Raw genomic sequence first — 431 nt, 5'->3', positions numbered from 1 at the left:
GCGAAGCCCAATCGATTCGCGGCGCCGCGACGCTGACGGATCACCGACAGGTCGGTTTCGTTGAACGTGTAGTGCCGTATCAGTTCGTCTTTGACATCTGGCAGTGCCAGCAGACTTTCGCGCTCGGTGGCGGACAGGATTGAGCGGCGTGGCATGGTCAGTCTTCCCGCAGGTACTGGTACAAGGTTTCGCGGCTGATGCCGAAGTCACGGGCCACCAAGGTTTTTTGGTCGCCTGCCGCAACTCGCCGTTTCAACTCGGCAATTTGTTCGCTGTTCAGCGATTTCTTTCGTCCCCGGTAGGCACCGCGCTGCTTGGCCAGCACGATTCCCTCGCGCTGACGTTCGCGGATCAGGGCGCGCTCGAACTCAGCAAAGGCTCCCATGACCGACAGCATCAGATTGGCCATCGGTGAGTCCTCGCCGGTGAAC

General features: G+C 60.3%; 2 protein-coding genes. Both read right to left on the bottom strand.

Annotated elements, in window-relative coordinates; genetic code table 11:
• Positions 1-155: DUF4158 domain-containing protein (locus G6Q48_RS22020; RefSeq protein ID WP_166268426.1), on the bottom strand; the 155-nt coding region annotated here is incomplete at its 3' end.
• 2 nt (positions 156-157) lie between these two features.
• A partial coding sequence (locus G6Q48_RS22015) for a helix-turn-helix domain-containing protein (RefSeq protein WP_166268424.1) occupies positions 158-431 on the bottom strand: 274 nt, incomplete at its 5' end.

The organism is Providencia sp. M-27 (assembly GCF_011077905.1).
Classification (GTDB): domain Bacteria; phylum Pseudomonadota; class Gammaproteobacteria; order Enterobacterales; family Enterobacteriaceae; genus Providencia; species Providencia huaxiensis.
The sequence above is the reverse complement of the archived record's forward strand: the minus strand, read 5'-3'. Positions and strand labels throughout refer to the sequence as shown.